The organism is Pseudoalteromonas sp. DL2-H2.2 (assembly GCF_021532535.1).
GTDB lineage: Bacteria > Pseudomonadota > Gammaproteobacteria > Enterobacterales > Alteromonadaceae > Pseudoalteromonas > Pseudoalteromonas rubra_A.
Map to the genome: position 1 here is coordinate 107,018 of NZ_JAKGBD010000001.1, position 16,739 is coordinate 123,756.

The window sequence follows — 16,739 nt, forward strand, 5'->3', positions numbered from 1 at the left end:
TGATTGAATTGTACCGAGGATAGATGATAGCGTTTGAGTATCTCATAGGACCCCAGATAAACCGGGACCAGACTCATTTTTTAAGATGGAAAGTGAATGAAAAAAACAATGATAGTGGCCAGTATCACGCTGGCATTGTTATCCGGATGTGCGGCAACTCAATACGGAGCTGGTCAGTCAGCGACGGTTGCTGAAACATCTTCGCTCGTGGTGAGCCCGAATGATAACCGACAATATAAAACACTGACTTTATCAAATGGCATAGAGGTTATTCTTGTCTCAGATCCTGAAGTTGAGAAATCAGCGGCTGCGTTAAGTGTGGGAGTAGGTTTGCTTCACGACCCGATGTCGCAACAGGGCATGGCGCACTATCTGGAGCACATGCTGTTTTTAGGAACGGAGCGCTTTCCTGATACTCAGGGTTACAAAGACTTTATGAGCCGTAATGGTGGCTCACATAATGCTTATACCTGGTTAGATATCACTAACTACATGTTCAAAGTAAACAATCAGGCATACGATGAGGCGTTGGATCGCTTTTCCGACTTCTTCAAGGCACCCAAGCTCTACCCCGAATACACAGAGAAAGAGAAGAGTGCGGTGAATGCGGAATGGTCGATGCGCCGTGAGCTAGATTTTTTCGGGCAGTATAAATTGTCGCGCAGTATGATGGGCACACACCCAGCCAATCGGTTTTTGATAGGTAATTTGGAAACCCTGGGAGATAAACCTGGCAGCAACTTACACCAGGAAACCGTCGCTTTTTACAATAAGTATTACTCTTCAAACATCATGAAGCTGGCGATGATATCTAATTTGCCGCTATCCGAAATGGTTGAAAAGGCACAGCGACACTTTGCTGCGATAGAAAATAAAGAAATCGATAAGCCTGAGGTTGAAGCATCGTTAGACTTTTCGAAAATGGGCAAAAAGCGTATCCATTACGTGCCGAACGAAGACGTGAAAACATTGAAGCTGGACTTCACGATTACCAACAATCGCAACGAATTTGCGTTTAAGCCGAATTATTTTGTCACTTATCTGTTGAGTAACGAAATGCAGGGCAGTCCGGCACAAGTCCTCAAACAAAAAGGCTGGATCTCTGAGCTAACGGCTAATGCATCGCCGGATCTGTACGGTAACTATGGTACCTTGTCGGTCGATATCCAACTGACAGATCTGGGCATGCAGCACCGCGGGCAGGCGGTTGCTATCGTGATGCAATATATTCGGCTGATCAAAGGGCAGGGGATCGACGCTAAGTACTTTAAAGAGATAAAAACCGCACTTGCCAACCAGTTTCGTTTCTTAGAGCGTGGTGATGAATTTGGTTACGTATCAAATCTTGCAGACAGCATGCAAAAGTATCCGCTAAATAATGCAATTAACGCGCCATATTATTTTGCTGATTTTAACGAGCAAGCAGTCAAAGATGTACTGGTGCAATTAAATCCGGAGCGTCTGCGTGTCTGGTATATCAGCAAGCAAGAGCCACACGATCAGCAACTGCACTTTTATGACGGTCGCTATAAGGTCTCGGACATTCCACAACAAGAAATTGCGTCCTGGCAGGCAGAGCCCGCTCCTCAGTTGGCGCTGCCTAGTGTGAACCGCTTGCTACCGGAGCAGTTTGATATCGTCACTCAAGGCGAGGCATCCAAAACGGTAAACAAGATTTATCAGGATAATTCGGTGGCCGTTTGGCAAAAAACCAGTGATAAATACAGCGAACAGCCCAAGGGGCGCCTGCAAGTTCATATTAATTCTCCGCTTACTTTAGACAGTGTGCAGGTCCAGGTTGCTGCAGCACTTTGGGCAGATCTATACGCGATAGACAAAGCCAAGTTGCAAACGGAAGCCGGGGTTGCGGGCATGGGAATGCGTATGAGTGTGAATAACGGTTTGTTACTGACTTTATCAGGGTTTACAGACAAGCAGGGGGTACTGCTGTCTCAGTCGTTAGAAGGCTTGAAAGTACAACCCACGGCAAAGCAGTTAGAGCAAGCCATTGATCGTTTTGTTCGTGATATTCAGAATCAACGCCAGCAGTTTCCTTTTTATCAGGCATTTGGCCGTTACCAATCTTTGGTGCGCTCCGGTAACTTTGATGAAGAAGTACAGATTGAAGCCGCCACTAAAATGACCCTGGATAGCTTCCTGGAAGCTCAAAATGCGCTATTAAATCATCATACAGTCCGTATTTTTGGTTATGGTAACTACAACAAGGACTTCCTTGCAGAAGTTGTAAAAAAGGTAAAAGGCACGCTTAACAAGCCGGCAGAGCATAATGACTACGTGAGAGCGCACTTTTTGCAGCCACAGGCTAAACAAACACTGGTATGGCAACAGGACAGTGAAACGGCGGATGTCTCGATTGTTGATATGTTTGTGCACCCACAGCCCGGATATCCGCAAAAAGCGGCGGCGCTGATCTTAAAGTCTCATCTGAGTAGCCACTTGTTTAATGCACTGCGCACGGAAGAGCAACTCGCCTACGCGGTTGGGGCAGTCGCTCAGAGTATTGATGAACACTCTGCATTAGGGTTTTATATTCAGACGCCGGTGTTAGATGTGCAGTCAATGCAGGCAAGATTTGACCGCTATCGTCAGGAGTATGCACAGGCACTCGAAGCACTCGATGAAGAGACCTTTACACAACTCAAGCAGGCTGCTTTGTTGTCTCTTAAGGAAGTACCTAAAAATCTGGCAGAAGAGTCTCAGCCTATTTTGAGCGACTGGTATCGCGATAACTTAGCGTTTGATTCGAAAGCCAAGCTGATTGTTGCAACAGAGCAAGTAACACTGGCGGATATTCAGTCTTATTATCAGCAGAGTATGCTTAATGCCGATGCTGCCAGGTTGAATGTGCAGATCCGGGGTAAGAAGTTTGCCGACAAGCCCTTTGCTACTTTGGAAAATGAAGTAAAAATCAATTCGATGACGGAGCTTTATAAAAAAGCGCGTTTTCAGTAAATGACTGCTATTTTGTGGGGCAAATTGCCCCACTTTTTAAGGATGTATTCATATGTCTGATATCATAACGCATACAGAGCGATTGATTATCCGCAGGGCACAAATCACAGACGCTGAGTTTATCTACGAGTTGCTCAACCAACAAAGCTTCATAGACAATATTGCTGACAAGCAGATCCGAACTTTAGCTGACGCCCGAAAGTACATAGAAAGTGCTTTTTTCACGCCTTATGACTCACGCGCGCCGAGCCCTTATATTGTGACGCTGAATGACGGTACGGCCATTGGCATTTGTGGCCTGTATCAGCGTCCTTATCTGGCTTTTCCAGATTTGGGTTATGCATTTCTGGACAGGTATTGCGCGAAAGGCTACGCCTTTGAAGCGGCAGACGCATTGCTCACGTTTGTATACCAATGTGGTAAATATAAGGCGCTGGGAGCGATTACATCCCCTAACAACCTGGCCAGCAATAAGTTGCTGAACAAGTTGAGCTTTGTATTAGTCGGCACGCTTGAGTTGGCGCCAGACATGGGACCGACCAACCTGTATGTAAATCTGCTGCGGGATTAGTATTTACTGGGCCAGTTCTGTATGTAGTTGGCCCATTAACTTATTCCAGTTTATCTGATGGGCCGATACCAGCGCATTAAAACCATCTTGTGAGAGTGCTGATTCAAACTCAAAGTGCTTGACCTGGCGTAATTCGTTACCGTTTTCTGTGATTTGATACAAGTGCCAGGCGCCCTTTAAAATGGCCCCTTGCTGATAGTGACCTGCCAGATCTGACACTTCAATAAGCAATCTGTAGTCGCCAGGTTTGATATTGCTGGCATGGGCTGAGAGCACCGGGGCAAAGCCTGCATTATTTAGGGAACTCAGTGTTTCTTTGGTCAACAGTAACTTGGGGTGCTCTGCCCAGTAATGGTAATTGGCAATGTGCACCTTATGTTGTGTTACATATTGAATAAGCGCCTGCTGATCAGCAACGCCTATGATATTTACTTGATCGACATAGACCCGATGAGGATTCTTTTCGGCTGCATCACTGGTTTGGCTTGAGGTGACAGGCGCTGAGCCAAATCGGTAGTACTGGTACTGGGCCGGTTCCGAGCCGGCGCATCCTGCCAAAATGATAACCAATAAACCAATCACAGCCTTCATTAGCGTTGCTTCCTGGGTTCTGGATCTGCCTGTATTTCTTTGTCGAACAACAACATGTTAGGTTGCTCGTTCAGCCCTTTTGAAACGGGTTTGAGTGAATTGCTAAGGCTCTCCAGCTCTTGCAATGTATCTGTGAGCTGCTCGACCATACCGGAGCCTTTTTGATAGTTGTTCAGCGTCTTCTCAAATTGTTTCAGACTCGCTGTGAGTTGCGCCAGCGTTCCTTGTAGTTGTGTTAAATTCTTTTCCACTTTCTCTGATACTTTCGTTGTGTTGAAACTGTTTACCAGTGCCTGCGTTTCGGCTGCTAATGCACTAAACGCCTGCATTGTTCTTTGTGCCTCGACGAGCGAGCTGTCCAGCGGCAGCTTGTTGAGTTTGTTTAACAAGGCCATAACTTGCTCAGATAAGGCCGTAAACCCGCTCGGAACACTTGGTAATACCGGATACTCGAAATTCATACCTAAACTGGTCTGAGGGGTTGAGTTGTAAAAATCAAGTTCTATATATACCGCACCTGTTAAAATATTACCACTTTTTAGTGATGCTCTTAGGCCATTTTTAACCCATTGTTCTATATTTTCCTGCCAGTATTGCTTGGCTTTCGCATCAACTTCATAAATGCGGCCATACTCGATTTTGATTAGCACCGGGATCGAGGTGTTACCCTGCTGAAAGTAGAGTGGCTGTCCATTGCGCTCTAACCTTGCTGGCACTTGCTCGACTGTGCCGACTCTCATACCCCGGTATTCAACTGGCGCGCCTGGCTTAAGGCCCCGGATAGATTGTTCAAATTCTACCAAGTAGTGATCAAATAAATCAAAACGCCGTTCCAGCGCAACGGCAAAATTTTGGTGTAGCGTAAAGGGTTTATCTTCTGCTGCGGGTTCACCGGCACTTTGGCCCGGTGGATAATCGACAGAGATCCCGCCTTTAATCATTTTTGCGAGCGATCCCGTGTTGACGTTAATCCCCTCGCTGGTCAGAGACAATTCGACCCCTGAGTTGATCCAAAAAATGGCATTGTGGGTGATGAGCTTGTCATAAGGAGAGTGGATAAAAATACCATATTCCATCTTTAACGAGTCGGTATTGAACACCGCACTTTCTATCTGGCCAACGTGATAGTTGCGAAAAAAGATCCCCGTACCGACATCTAACACTTCTCCACTGGTGGAGCTAAGCTGATAGCGCAGGCCTTCTATATCGGTAGAGATCAGCGCGGGTTGCTCCTGAAGCGTGTAAAGGCTGGTTCGTTGTTTGCTCTCCCCAGGCAATAATTCAATATAAACGCCCGATAACAGCGTGTTTAACCCACTGATCCCTGACTGATCAATGCGCGGTTTCACTATCCAAAATTTGGCGTCTTGCGTCAGTAAGTTATCATAGTGTTTTTCTATACGCACTGTGGCTACTACGGCTTTTTGCTCTACTTGCAGGCGCAACTCTTCGACTATGCCGATTTTAACGCTGCGGACTCTAATTTCTGTTTTACCAGCGATAACGCCGTCCGCATTTTTCATTTTAATGTAGATTTGGTGGCCCTTGTTTTGCTGATGCTGATATAGCATCCAGCCGGTAATGAGAACGGCAAGTAGGGGCACGATCCAGATTACGGAAAGCCTGGGCTTGGGCTCGATATGCGCTTCTTTATTCATACTTTTTTAGAGAGTCCCAAAGTAAACGAGGGTCAAAATTGTTCACAGCAAAGATTTGACAAATGACCATGGCGGTAAAAAAGACGATACCCGGCTGTGGCTCTACGCTCAGTACAGTACCAAGCTGTACGAGAGAAACCAAGAGGATCACGACGAAAACGTCGATCATTGACCATTTACCGACCGCTTCAAGGGCGCGGTAAAACTTAGCGGTCACTTTTGGATTAACCGGATGCCTCACACGATACAGCAAATAAAACAGCGTACCGGCTTTTAGCAGAGGAATGCAGATACTGGCAATAAAAATCACGATTGCGATGGGATAGGAGCCATTTTGCCATAGCACCTCTACGCCACTGTAAATGGTGGCCGGGGTGTGTAGCCCCAGGTTAATGGTATCCATGATTGGAAAAGACAGGGCAGGTACCATAAACACCAAAGAAGTGAGCATCCAGGCCGCGCTGCGCGCGACAGAGTTATTTTTACGGTAACGTAATTTAGCGAGGCAGCGCGGACAGTGCTCACTGCGACTGATCTGCTGACACACATGACATTGCTTTAGGTTTTGGGTGCTGGCGCGTTTGGCGCAGTGTTCGATTGTAGGGGTAAAATGCGCTTGCTGCAGCTGCCATAACTGATGTTGGCTCAGCAAAGACAGGGTTTCGATAAAACACAGTACGAATAAAATATAAGCCCAAAAGCCAAGGCCGACTACGATTTCGGCGAAGGTGGTTAGCTTAAACGCACTGATCAGCACGGCGACCAGAAAAATATCGGCCAGGTTGAGGGGCCTCAGCGCCATGATAAACTTGGCGATTGCCCGGGCATTGTGGGGGTTTAATTTTTGCCACACCGGCGTATGCACCAATAAAATAAGGGCACTGGCTAACAATGGTAATATCAGGATACTGGTACTCAATAATGCGGCTAAGAACACACTATAGTGTTCGGCAAGTTGCATAATGGCAGCCATTAAACTGATGGTTTGTTTCAGACCGTGCTGTGAGTAAGAAATGAAGTGCGGTTGCAGGCTCAGCAATAAAAAAATAATAGACGAAAGGCTAAATGCGGCTATCCACTGGCTATAATTGCGCACAGTGGTAGCCAGCACATTACCACAATGGGGGCAAACAGCGCGTTGCTGCTCGCCCAAATCTTGAATGGATACTAAATAATCACAATGCTGACAGGCAACTATCACTGTTTGAATATACCTAAACTTACTCCTGTCACATAGTGTGAGTGACTAAAGCGTTTTAATCAACTGTCAAATACAGCGACTGTTTGTCTGCTTAGTGCCAGCAGCTTACCATCTTGTGAGAAGAGCTTGGCATCTTCAATGGCATAACCATGCTCAGCCTGGTGTGTCACCGCCTCCATTGCAAACCACTCATCACCCGGTAATGCAATATCATCTAAAAACTCGATGTACCAAGACATACTGCTGGCGGGAGTCGGTCCTTTACACAATTGCAGCAATGTTGGTGGCCAGGCATCGGCCAGTGCAAGTAAATGTAGTACTGATAGGTTTGGCTCGGCAGGCGCCTTGAATTTCATCCAGCCGCCTAGGTTACTCGAGCTGGCAGCGCTAAACGGCAGAGCGCCTTGTTGCAGATTAAGGTCGATGTGCTGGATAAAGGCAGGCATTACTCCGTCTATGTAAGGTAATGTTTGCTTGTCATTGAGCTCTGCTAAAGTACAGGTATCATCAGCGGGCACTGTGATTGCCGATGTACGAGGTTTACCAAAACAAGCCAGTGCAACAAGGCAGGGCTGGCCATTTTGAGTAATGGTGGTTTGCATTTGAGTGGCATTTTTACCCGATCTGAGCAGCTGCGTGCTGAGCTCAAATGGTTCCTCACTTAACAGCGGGCCGACAAAGTTACAGCTAAAAGAAAGCAGGCGTCTGTCTTGCTCTGTGAGCTGGTGCAACATGCTTTGCAGCATCAGGGCCGCAGAAAGCCCACCAAATACCGTTCTGCCCTGACCCCAGCTGGCTGGTAACGAAAGGTCGGCCTGCGCGTTTTGCAAGACAGGCAGAGAAATTAGTTGATCAAATGTCATCGCGTTTACTTTTGGTTCGTTTTTAGAGTTACTTATCTGGTCATACCAGGGTGGAAATGTCAAATGCCGTTTTTTTGATGAAAAAAACGGCATAACGAAAAAATTTCAAAAAAAATCACTTTTTTTTTGTTGTGACGCTTGAATTACAAATTGCCGCCCCTATTTATCAAGTCATCTAACAGAACAACGAATTTTTGAAGTCGGAGAAGATTCACATGGGTAAAATTATTGGAATCGATTTAGGTACTACTAACTCTTGTGTAGCGGTACTTGATGGTGATAAGACACGCGTTATCGAAAACGCTGAAGGGGATCGTACAACGCCATCGGTTATTGCATTTACCGAAGAGGGCGAAACGCTAGTAGGTCAACCGGCAAAACGTCAGGCTGTGACTAACCCTCAGAACACACTGTACGCAATCAAGCGTTTGATCGGTCGTCGTTTTGAAGACGAAGAAGTACAGCGCGACATCGGCATCATGCCATTTAAGATTGTTAAAGCAGACAATGGTGATGCCTGGGTTGAAGTACGTGGCGAAAAGCGTGCAGCACCTCAGATTTCTGCTGAAGTCCTGAAGAAAATGAAAAAGACTGCCGAGGATTTCCTGGGCGAAGAAGTGACAGAAGCAGTAATCACTGTTCCTGCTTACTTCAACGATTCACAGCGTCAGGCAACAAAAGATGCCGGTCGTATTGCTGGTCTTGATGTAAAACGTATCATCAACGAACCAACAGCTGCGGCACTTGCCTACGGTATGGACAAAAAACAAGGCGACAACGTTGTTGCAGTATATGACTTGGGTGGTGGTACATTCGATATCTCAATCATCGAGATTGATGAAGTTGAAGGTGAGCACACATTCGAAGTACTTGCGACTAACGGTGACACGCACTTAGGTGGTGAAGATTTCGATAACCGCGTAATCAACTACCTGGTTGCTGAGTTCAAGAAAGATCAGGGCATTGACCTGAAAACCGATCCGCTAGCAATGCAGCGTGTGAAAGAAGCAGCTGAAAAAGCGAAAATCGAGCTTTCATCTGCACAGCAAACTGAGGTGAACCTGCCTTATGTTACTGCTGACGCAACAGGTCCTAAGCACATGAACGTGAAGTTGACGCGTGCAAAACTTGAGTCACTGGTTGAAGACCTGGTAGCACAGTCTATCGAGCCGCTAAAGCGTGCACTGGCTGATGCAGATCTGTCTGTAAGCGACGTAAATGACATCATCCTGGTGGGTGGTCAAACACGTATGCCTCTGGTACAAAAGAAAGTTGCTGAGTTCTTTGGTAAAGAGCCTCGTAAAGACGTTAACCCTGATGAAGCGGTAGCAGTAGGTGCTGCGGTTCAAGGTGGTGTACTTGCTGGTGACGTAAAAGACGTACTACTGCTAGACGTTTGTCCTCTGTCTCTGGGTATTGAGACTATGGGTCAAGTGATGACTGCGCTTATTGAGAAAAATACGACTATCCCTACTAAGAAGTCGCAAACTTTCTCAACAGCAGAAGATAACCAGTCTGCGGTAACGATTCATGTTCTACAGGGTGAGCGTAAGCGTTCAAGCGACAATAAGTCTCTTGGCCAGTTTAACCTGGAAGGTATTCGTCCTGCACAGCGCGGCGTACCACAAATCGAAGTAACGTTTGACGTTGACGCGGATGGCATCTTGCATGTATCTGCGAAAGACAAAGACACAGGTAAAGAGCAGAAGATCACGATTCAGGCGTCTTCAGGTCTGAGCGACGATGAAATCGAAAACATGGTTCGTGATGCAGAAGCGAATGCTGAAGAAGACAAGAAGTTCGAAGAGCTGGTAGGCGCTCGTAACCAGGCTGATGCTTTGGTTCACGCTACTCGCAAGCAAATTGAAGAAGCCGGTGACGACCTGCCAGCTGACGACAAGACAGCAATCGAAGCGGCACTGTCTGAGTTGGAAACAGCGATTAAAGGCGAAAGCAAAGAAGAAATCGATGCTAAGACCCAGGCACTTGCAGAAAAATCTCAGAAGCTAATGGAAATTGCTCAGGCGAAAGCGCAGGCGCAACAACAAGCCGGCGGTGACGCAGGTGCACAGCAAGCAAACAAAGCTGACGACGATGTAGTAGATGCTGAGTTTGAAGAAGTAAAAGACGACAAGTAATTGTTGACTTGTAAGCGCACACAGGCCTAGCCTGGAGTGCTAAACAGGGCCTGTTTATCCTTCAAGTTCTAGCGAATGGCAAAGGTAAGCAGGCTCTGACGTATTTAAATTAGAGCGGATAAGTGGACGAACAGAGGCACTAAGCCTCATCTGTGGCACAATTAAACACCTATTCGCCAGCGGTCATCATAGTGGCTGATCGCTCAGTAAGATGTGTGAGAACTATGTCAAAACAAGACTATTACGACGTTCTTGGGGTATCAAAAGACGCCGGTGAACGTGAGATTAAAAAGGCCTATAAACGCCTTGCAATGAAGTATCACCCAGACAGAACGGCGGGCGATGCTGAGCTGGAAGCAAAGTTTAAGGAAGTAAAAGAAGCCTACGAAGTCTTAACTGATAGTCAAAAACGCCAGATGTATGATCAATACGGCCATGCTGCCTTTGAACAAAACGGTGGTGCAGGCCATGGTGGATTTGGCGGCGGTGCTGATTTTGGTGACATTTTCGGGGACGTATTCGGTGATATTTTTGGAGGCGGCAGACGTCAGTCACGCCAACAGCGCGGAGCAGACTTGCGCTACAGCCTGGATCTGAGCCTGGAAGATGCGGTACGAGGCAAAGAAGTCGAGATCCAGGTACCAACCTGGGTATCCTGTAAGCCTTGTGATGGCAGCGGTGCAAAGTCTGGATCTAAGCCTAAGACCTGTTCTACTTGTCACGGTGCAGGCCAGGTGCAAATGCGTCAGGGTTTCTTCGCGGTGCAACAAACCTGCCCTACCTGTCAGGGCAGTGGCCAGGTTATCTCTGATCCCTGTGATAGTTGCCATGGTCAGGGTCGCGTTGAGAAGACCAAAACCCTGTCTGTTAAAATCCCTGCTGGCGTTGATACCGGTGACCGTATCAGATTGTCAGGAGAGGGCGAAGCGGGTATGCACGGTGCGCCAGCTGGCGACCTGTATGTTCAGGTGAGCGTGAGAGAGCACCCGATTTTTGTCCGTGATGGTAATAACCTGTACTGCGAAGTGCCTATCAGCTACACCACAGCCGCATTAGGCGGGGAAATTGAAGTACCGACGCTTGATGGCAGAGCAAACCTCAAAGTGCCTTCTGAAAGCCAGACAGGAAAAATGTTCAGAATGCGCGGTAAAGGCGTGAAATCTGTGCGCAGCGGTGCGGTTGGTGATTTGATCTGTAAAGTTGTGATCGAAACACCAGTAAATCTGAACGACAGACAAAAAGAATTGCTAAAAGAGCTTGAAGAGAGCATGGGCGGCGACGCTGGCAAAAACCGTCCAAAAGCGCAGGGTTTCTTTGACGGTGTTAAAAAGTTCTTTGATGACCTGACTAAGTAAGTACGCGTTTCACGTGTTTTCAGCTTATTCTTAAGAAAAACAAACGGCGCTTAACGGCGCCGTTTTCTCTCAGTTTAACAGCATGAGATGATCCATATCCCCAGTGCATTTACATGCCAGCACTGTTCGACTGTGCCCTGTTAAAAGAAGTCCATCGTTACAGCCCAATCGTTTGCACTTGGACGTACAGGCCACACTGCTTTCCCAAAAGTAATACTCATTAGTCAAAAAAGATAATGCCACGTAGCTAACCGCACAAACGGCTGCGATACGAACAAGGTGCTTGCTCATAACGACTCCCCGGCGCAATAATACTGTGCGTGTAGAGGTAATTAGACTTTAGTCTAAATTGGCGTTTTGTCTACTCTAAATTAGAGTTATTCTCTATTACGCGTCATTGAATTTTTTAAGACAGCCAGATACAGGACGATAAGGCATGACACCCGCTATTCAACTACTCAATAAGCACAAAGCAGGCTTCGACATACTGAAATTTGACCACGACCCGGGCATCTCAGATTTTGCTCAGGAAGCGACAGAAGCGTTGGCCCTGGCGCCGCAACAAGTGTTCAAAACTTTGGTGATAAGCGTTGATGGTCGGCTCGTTGTTGCCGTTACACCTTCTACTCAACTGGTTGATTTAAAAGCTTTTGCCAAGAGTTGCAAAGGCAAAAAGGCGCAGCTTGCAACGCAGCAGCAGGCTGAAAATGCAACGGGTTATCAGTTAGGTGGGATCAGCCCGTTTGCACACAAAAAGCGCTTACCCGTGATGCTGCACAGTTCTGCACTCAATTATGAGATCATCTATGTCAGCGGCGGTCGGCGGGGCCTGGAGTTAGCGCTCAACCCGGATACGATTAAAGCACTGTGTTTAGCTCAGGTTGCTGATTTTTAGCGCTTCTGTTGTTTATCCAATCCGTGCCCGTGTAACGGCGGGCAGCGAAAATTTTCTCTTCGACACTTTTTTAGTATAAAAATCACTCAAAATTTCAAGTTCAGCGAACACCTGTAAGCTATTAATTATTTGGAATTTTTTTAAACAACTCAGACCTTTCAGTAAAAAACCCGTTAAAAAGTAACATAGAGTAATTGATCTAAACGAAATTTTGTGCCGTAATGTAACTATATCAATCTGGTCGGATGAGTTTATTATGAGTTTAAGAACACAACTAAGAAAAATATTGCCTAGCATTTCGGTGACTGAACAAGAAGCACTCGATGCGGGTGATGTATGGCTTGAAGGCTCTATCTATCGCGGGAAACCAGACTTCGACGCATTGCGTGCGGTACCGGAAGCCAAATTAAGCAGTGAAGAGCAAGCGTTTTTGGACGGTCCTGTGCAAGAGCTAATGGCGATGATTGACGATTCTGTTATACAGAACGAAAAGCATTTGCCAGAGCATATCCTTGAATTTTTGAAAAAAGAGCGTTTCTTCTCTTTGATCATTCCTAAAGAGTACGGCGGCAGAGAGTTCAGCCCTTATGCAAATTCAACCATAGTGGGCACTATCGCAACTAAGTCTTCGGCTGTTGCTGTGACCGTGATGGTTCCAAACTCGCTTGGTCCGGGCGAATTGTTGATGCACTACGGCACCAAAGAGCAGCAGGCACACTACTTGCCGCGTCTCGCCAATGGCACAGATATCCCATGTTTTGCATTGACCAGCCCTGAAGCAGGTTCGGATGCTGGTGGTATTCCTGACCAAGGTATTGTTACTAAGGGTCAGTATAACGGCGAAGAAGTACTGGGTCTGGAAGTTACTTGGGATAAGCGTTACATCACTCTTGCGCCTATCGCGACCGTACTGGGCCTGGCATTTAAAGTGTTCGATCCGCAAGGTTTACTCGGCGGTAAAGAATCATTGGGGATCACCTGTGCTCTGATCCCTAAATCGCACCCAGGTGTTGAGCTGGGCAATCGTCATGATCCTATGGGGATCCGTTTTTATAACGGCACAACTCGTGGCGAAAAAGTGTTTATTCCAATGGATTTCATTATTGGTGGCCAGCAGAACATTGGCCGCGGCTGGCAAATGCTGGTTAGCTGTCTGGGCGCTGGTCGTGGTATTTCATTACCTGCACTGGGCGTATCCACCAGTCAGGTTGCCCTAAAATCGGCATCTGAGTACGCAGCGGTGCGTGAACAGTTTGGCCTGGCCATAGGTCAGTTCGAAGGTATTCAGGAAAAGCTGGCCGATATTGCTGGTAAAACCTACCTGCAAGAAGCCATGCGTGTATTGACCACAGAAGGTCTGGGCATGGGTCTGAAACCGTCAGTCGTAACCGCGATTGCGAAATATCACATGACGGAAACTGGCCGTGACGTACTGGACTCGGCAATGGATATTCTGGCCGGTAAAGCTATCCAGAATGGTCCGCAAAATACGCTGGCCAGTGGTTATGTTGCTCAGCCTATCGCAATTACGGTAGAAGGCGCCAACATACTAACCCGTAACTTGATGATTTTTGGTCAGGGTGTAATGCGCTGCCATCCATACTTACAGTCTATGGTTGAAGCCATTCACAGCGAAGAAGCGGACGCCGACAAAACCTTTAACAAGATTTTGCGTCAAACAGTGGGCTATAGTGTCGCGAACAGCCTGCGTGCCTTTAAACTGGGTGTTTTACCATTTACCGCAAGCAGTAAGTCTAGTCTGCCAGAAGTACAACCGTACGAGAAGGCGGCGCAACGCCTGTCTGCTAAGCTGGCCGTGTATGCTGATTTCTCCTTGCTGGTCTTGGGCGGAAAGCTTAAGCAAGCTGAGATGTTGTCTGCGCGTTTGGGTGACGTGATGAGCTATCTGTACGCGGCTATGGCTTCAATTAAATATTACGAGCAAAAAGTGGCCGTAACCGACCGTGAAGCCGCAGCACCTTATTTCCACTATGCGACACGCTATGCGTTGGTAGAAGCGGAGCAGGCGCTGCATAAGTTCCTGGATAACTTCCCGGCACCAGGTACGCGTAAATTTATGCGTGTGCTGACAATGCAGTTCAGCCATTCAATGCCGCAGATCAACGACGACATGGTACGTGAACTGGCGACGGCGGCACAGCTAGACACCGCGTTTAAAGCGCAACTGACACACCTGGTTAAGCCTCAAGCAGGCGATGGACATGACATCAACGAGCAGGCCTATAAAGCCAAAATTGCGTGTCTGGACTTACTGGGTAAAGTTAAAAAAGCACTTAAAAAACGCGAAATCAAAGCGGGTGTGCGCTTCTACGAAACATTGGATAACGCGCTGATTGCCAAGGTTATCAATGAGACCGAGTACGCACAGTTGATCGATTATAACCGTAAGCGCGAAAAAGCTATCCGCGTTGACGAGTTTGACTTTGATTTGAACTTGCTGGACGAGAGCACCGCGTCTGGCACAGTAAAATCGGTTGTTAACCAATAGTACGAATCATTAATTAGTCTCTGTAAAGCCCCGTTGATTCGGGGCTTTTTTTGTTTTGTGTGTTTGTTCACAACTGGGTAGACAAAGGCAGACATGTTACACTATTAAAAAGCATAACTATTTAACATCACAGAGATTTGAGGGAGCGCTATGTCAACTGACGCATTGATTTCCCATGTCTTGGCCTTGCTGCCTGACTCACAACACAGCCAGGCGCTTTGGAGTGGGTGTGGTCACATTTACAAATTCACTTATCAAAACGAAGCGCTCGTTGCCAAAGTAGCCGCGGTACCAGAGCAACTGACACATCGTCATATCACTCAAAGCCAGCATTCGTTGCGGCGCAAATACCGCTCTTATCGCAAGGAGCTTAACTTTTATCGCCAAACTGCCAGGCACTATGTCCATGCCTGCTCTTTACCGGAGGTGAAAGCGCTGGCCCAGCAGGACGACGTGTTTATTTGTGTGTTTACAGACTTTGAGTCTCAGGGATATCACAATGTCAGTAGAGCTGACTCAGAACAGGTTGAGTTGATGCTAAAATGGCTTGCACGCTTTCATGCTGTCGGTCTTGTTTCAGCGGCTTTGACAGAAATGGATTTACAAGGGAACTATTGGCATCTGAACACCCGCCCGGATGAATATGCGCGTATGGCTTCTGGTCAGTTAAAACAATATGCGTCCGAGATAGATCATCAGTTGAATACATGTGCCTTCCAGACCTGCATTCATGGTGATGCAAAACTGGCCAACTTTGCTTTTTCTGGCAAAGAAGCACTGGGCTACGATTTTCAGCATATTGGCAAAGGCATTGGCATCAGTGACGTGATGTTGCTACTGACGAGTTTATATAGTGATCCGCAGCTTGAGATGCATGCACAAACGTGCCTTGACCGATATTTTGAATTCTTGACCAAGGCACTCAGTACACACTGGCCCGAGACAAAAATTAAGGCGCTTGAACAGAGCTGGCGTTTGCTGTGGCCATTTGTTTGGGCTGACTTTCAGCGCTTCTTACTGGGCTGGAAGCCCGATCATCAAAAACTTACATCCTACATGTTACGTCAAAGTGAGTTGTGCCTGAAACAACTTGGTGAGTCGTCATGCTGAGTGCACTTTTGAGTGCGCTGTGCTGGGCGTGCTTTGATTTTTTGCGCAAACAACTGGCGCAGGAATTTAGTGCCCCGCTGATGTCTGTTATGTTCAGCCTGCTAGTTTTACCCGGATATTTGATTTACTGGGGGTGGTTGCAAGCGCCTTTGCCAGAGGCTGGCTACTTTGTACCGGGCACAGTCAGTGGCCTGCTTGCAGCAATTGGTAGCGTATGTTTTATTCGTGGTCTGGCCGTGGGTAAGATTGCTGTGATGTTGCCTTTGTTGTCTATTACACCTGTGGTGTCTGGTGCTTTTGCCTGGTTGTGGTTAGGTGAGCCGCTTGGAGAGGCGCAAGTTATCGCGCTCGGTGCCATTACTTTAGGCTCGTTTATCCTGCAAGGGGGCAGACTGTCAATTCGCGAACAAGGCGCTGGCTATGTGTTGGTAACCGCGCTGTGCTGGGGTATGTGTATCGTGTTTGATAAACAGGCCCTGCAATATAGCGAAGTCAGCTTTCATTTGATTTATCTGACGGTATCTGTGGTGCTGATCAACGGCATGGTGTTTAAACCCACCTTATCGGTTAAACGACTGTTGAGCTCCAAGTGGTTGTGGGCCTGTGCGGCGCTGGCCTTTGCGGTGGCCGTGTTATTTCAGTTATTCGCTTTGCAACAGTTGCAGCCGGGCGTGATGGAGGCTATCAAACGCGCCATTGGTATTTCCAGTGCGGCATTACTGGGCGTCTATTTTTACAAGGAAACTCTGAAAGGTTATCAATGGTTTAGTATTGCTGTTATTTTGGCAGGGACTCTCTCTTTGTATTAAAGGAGCAAGCACTTAGCTTGCTCCCGATACGACAACCTCATCCCTGAGCGCTGTCTTGATACTGGT

12 protein-coding genes are annotated in these 16,739 nt (G+C 47.2%); 8 read left to right on the forward strand and 4 right to left on the reverse strand.

What is annotated here, in order from left to right; translation table 11 throughout:
• Window positions 1–96: 96 nt before the first annotated feature.
• On the forward strand, window positions 97–2,973 hold the full coding sequence (locus tag L1285_RS00420) for an insulinase family protein (protein ID WP_235410517.1): 2,877 nt from the start codon (window positions 97–99) through the stop codon (window positions 2,971–2,973).
• A gap of 52 nt (window positions 2,974–3,025) precedes the next feature.
• Window positions 3,026–3,544: a GNAT family N-acetyltransferase gene (locus tag L1285_RS00425; protein ID WP_235410518.1), complete on the forward strand. Its 519-nt coding sequence runs from the start codon at window positions 3,026–3,028 to the stop codon at window positions 3,542–3,544.
• 3 nt (window positions 3,545–3,547) lie between these two features.
• Here the strand turns inward: L1285_RS00425 and L1285_RS00430 are convergent, their stop codons facing one another.
• From L1285_RS00430 to L1285_RS00445, 4 genes are all read right to left on the reverse strand, one after another.
• Window positions 3,548–4,135 carry a PqiC family protein gene (locus L1285_RS00430; protein ID WP_235410519.1) on the reverse strand — a complete coding sequence of 196 codons (588 nt, stop codon included), beginning with the start codon at window positions 4,133–4,135 and terminating at the stop codon, window positions 3,548–3,550.
• The gene (gene pqiB, locus L1285_RS00435; RefSeq protein WP_046004272.1) at window positions 4,135–5,793 is read right to left on the reverse strand and encodes an intermembrane transport protein PqiB; all 1,659 of its coding nucleotides are present in this window, start codon (window positions 5,791–5,793) and stop codon (window positions 4,135–4,137) included. Before pqiB ends, L1285_RS00430 begins: the two co-directional genes overlap by 1 nt.
• Window positions 5,786–6,889, reverse strand: coding sequence for a paraquat-inducible protein A (locus L1285_RS00440; protein ID WP_235410520.1), 1,104 nt, complete (start codon window positions 6,887–6,889; stop codon window positions 5,786–5,788). Before L1285_RS00440 ends, pqiB begins: the two co-directional genes overlap by 8 nt.
• Window positions 6,890–7,053: 164 nt before the next feature.
• The gene (locus tag L1285_RS00445) at window positions 7,054–7,857 is read right to left on the reverse strand and encodes an acyl-CoA thioesterase (protein WP_235410521.1); all 804 of its coding nucleotides are present in this window, start codon (window positions 7,855–7,857) and stop codon (window positions 7,054–7,056) included.
• Window positions 7,858–8,072: 215 nt separating this feature from the next.
• On the opposite strand from L1285_RS00445, the gene dnaK reads away from it, so the two are divergent.
• From dnaK to L1285_RS00475, 6 genes are all read left to right on the forward strand, one after another.
• Window positions 8,073–9,995, forward strand: coding sequence for a molecular chaperone DnaK (gene dnaK, locus L1285_RS00450; RefSeq protein WP_138543373.1), 1,923 nt, complete (start codon window positions 8,073–8,075; stop codon window positions 9,993–9,995).
• Between the two features lie 224 nt (window positions 9,996–10,219).
• On the forward strand, window positions 10,220–11,350 hold the full coding sequence (dnaJ, locus tag L1285_RS00455) for a molecular chaperone DnaJ (protein ID WP_235410522.1): 1,131 nt from the start codon (window positions 10,220–10,222) through the stop codon (window positions 11,348–11,350).
• Between the two features lie 436 nt (window positions 11,351–11,786).
• A complete protein-coding gene (locus tag L1285_RS00460) occupies window positions 11,787–12,245 on the forward strand; it encodes an aminoacyl-tRNA deacylase (RefSeq protein ID WP_235410523.1) in 459 nt (152 codons plus the stop codon).
• Between the two features lie 256 nt (window positions 12,246–12,501).
• Window positions 12,502–14,754, forward strand: coding sequence for an acyl-CoA dehydrogenase (locus L1285_RS00465; RefSeq protein ID WP_235410524.1), 2,253 nt, complete (start codon window positions 12,502–12,504; stop codon window positions 14,752–14,754).
• A gap of 150 nt (window positions 14,755–14,904) precedes the next feature.
• Window positions 14,905–15,864 (forward strand): ecdysteroid 22-kinase family protein, encoded by a 960-nt coding sequence (locus L1285_RS00470; RefSeq protein WP_235410525.1) that lies wholly within the window; start codon window positions 14,905–14,907, stop codon window positions 15,862–15,864.
• Entirely contained in the window at window positions 15,858–16,673 is an 816-nt protein-coding gene (locus L1285_RS00475; protein ID WP_235410526.1) for a DMT family transporter, read from the forward strand. Before L1285_RS00470 ends, L1285_RS00475 begins: the two co-directional genes overlap by 7 nt.
• The last annotated feature ends 66 nt before the right edge of the window (window positions 16,674–16,739 follow it).

Coding starts and splice junctions, on each gene's coding strand:
- L1285_RS00420 (WP_235410517.1), top strand. CDS start 97: ATGAAAAAAACAATGATAGTGGCCAGTATCACGCTGGCATTGTTATCC.
- L1285_RS00425 (WP_235410518.1), top strand. CDS start 3,026: ATGTCTGATATCATAACGCATACAGAGCGATTGATTATCCGCAGGGCA.
- L1285_RS00430 (WP_235410519.1), bottom strand. CDS start 4,135: ATGAAGGCTGTGATTGGTTTATTGGTTATCATTTTGGCAGGATGCGCC.
- pqiB (WP_046004272.1), bottom strand. CDS start 5,793: ATGAATAAAGAAGCGCATATCGAGCCCAAGCCCAGGCTTTCCGTAATC.
- L1285_RS00445 (WP_235410521.1), bottom strand. CDS start 7,857: ATGACATTTGATCAACTAATTTCTCTGCCTGTCTTGCAAAACGCGCAG.
- dnaK (WP_138543373.1), top strand. CDS start 8,073: ATGGGTAAAATTATTGGAATCGATTTAGGTACTACTAACTCTTGTGTA.
- dnaJ (WP_235410522.1), top strand. CDS start 10,220: ATGTCAAAACAAGACTATTACGACGTTCTTGGGGTATCAAAAGACGCC.
- L1285_RS00460 (WP_235410523.1), top strand. CDS start 11,787: ATGACACCCGCTATTCAACTACTCAATAAGCACAAAGCAGGCTTCGAC.
- L1285_RS00465 (WP_235410524.1), top strand. CDS start 12,502: ATGAGTTTAAGAACACAACTAAGAAAAATATTGCCTAGCATTTCGGTG.
- L1285_RS00470 (WP_235410525.1), top strand. CDS start 14,905: ATGTCAACTGACGCATTGATTTCCCATGTCTTGGCCTTGCTGCCTGAC.
- L1285_RS00475 (WP_235410526.1), top strand. CDS start 15,858: ATGCTGAGTGCACTTTTGAGTGCGCTGTGCTGGGCGTGCTTTGATTTT.